Genomic DNA, 1,077 nt, shown 5'->3' with positions numbered 1-1,077 from the left:
CAAGAGACATGATACTTCCAGTTAAAGAAAATACACGTCCTAAATATTCAGGCTTAATTTTCTCCTGAAAAAGAGCTGTTTGCACACCGCTGTAAAACGGAACCGAAAGCCCCATTATTGCACAGCAGACTACAAATATGAAAAATCCACTTTGAGGAAGTAATCCTGAAATGGTTAAGCTTATCCCCATCATAAAAATTGATGCCGTTATTAATAAGATTCGCTTTTGGTAATTCCCAAATAACCCTAATAATAGACCCCCTATCAACATACCAGAGGCATAAGCAATCTCCGTAATAGAAATATGCATCGGTGTACCATTAAAATATTCCATAGTGATTAAAGGATATAATGCATTTATGGGCATATAAACAAACATATATAATGTTCCAACGAGTAATAAAGCAAATAATCCTTTATTTTGCCGTAGTACAGCCATTCCTTCTTTCATTTCTCTTATGAAATTTGGTTTCAAACTTTGCACTTGATCACCTAGCTTAGGAATACGTACAATTGCTACCGTAATAGATGCAATCACAGCCCCCAATACATCGATGGCAATAATAGCATTTAGTTCCCAAACGGAGTATAAGAGTGCTGCAACCGCCGGACTAACAATATAGCTTATAGACTGCAAAGACTGACTATAGCCTGCACATTTCGTAAGCTGTTCTTCTGGTACTAAAAGTGGAGTAACCGCATTGAGAGCCGGGGTATGAAAAGCTGTTCCAATGCTACGGATGAACAATACTACCATAACCATCCAGATAGGTAACTCCATATACAATGCAACAATAGCTAGCACGGCCCCAGCTGCTGCGATAATTAAATCAGCACCAATCATTATCTTCTTCCTATCATGACGATCCACTAATACACCAATGGCTGGTCCAAAGACCGCATAGGGTAAAAAACCTACAAGTGAAGCCATAGACAAGACCATCGCAGATCCTGTTTTTTCTGTAAGGTAAAAAATAATCGCCATTTGCAGGATGGCACTAGTGATTAATGATACTGCCTGCCCTGCCCATATTGTATAAAACTTAAGTTTCCAATTGTTGTATTTTTCCATTTATA

The 1,077-nt window shown here is 38.2% G+C and carries 1 protein-coding gene; it reads right to left on the bottom strand.

What is annotated here, in order from left to right; genetic code table 11:
• Positions 1-1,072, bottom strand: a 1,072-nt coding sequence (mef(A), locus tag H3001_RS19095; protein WP_181215796.1) for a macrolide efflux MFS transporter Mef(A), incomplete at its 3' end; no start/stop codon positions are given.
• Positions 1,073-1,077 lie beyond the last annotated feature (5 nt).

This window comes from Phocaeicola faecicola (genome assembly GCF_013618865.1).
Taxonomy (GTDB): domain Bacteria; phylum Bacteroidota; class Bacteroidia; order Bacteroidales; family Bacteroidaceae; genus Phocaeicola; species Phocaeicola faecicola.
The sequence above is the reverse complement of the archived record's forward strand: the minus strand, read 5'-3'. Positions and strand labels throughout refer to the sequence as shown.